This window comes from Neisseria sp. P0014.S009, assembly GCF_051958155.1.
Classification (GTDB): Bacteria; Pseudomonadota; Gammaproteobacteria; order Burkholderiales; family Neisseriaceae; genus Neisseria; species Neisseria flavescens_C.
Window position 1 is genome coordinate 1 of sequence record NZ_JBQCVS010000133.1, and the last position, 268, is coordinate 268.

Consider the following 268-nt stretch of genomic DNA (forward strand, 5'->3'; position numbering starts at 1 on the left):
TCAAGACAGATAGTATCAACGGCAGTTCCCAAGTTAAGCTCGGGGATTTCACCGCGGACTTACCTGCCCACCTACGCACCCTTTAAACCCAGTGAATCCGGATAACGCTTGCACCCTCCGTATTACCGCGGCTGCTGGCACGGAGTTAGCCGGTGCTTATTCCTCTGGTACCGTCAGGCCCGATAGAAATCGGGGGTTTCGTCCCAGAGAAAAGAAGTTTACAATCCAGAGGACCGTCATCCTCCACGCGGCATGGCTGGTTCAGACT

Annotated in this window: 1 rRNA gene; it reads right to left on the reverse strand. The window is 54.5% G+C overall.

The features are described 5' to 3' along the window. Positions 1 to 268: ribosomal RNA gene (locus ACTHS4_RS12000) — 16S ribosomal RNA — on the reverse strand; the annotation flags it as partial.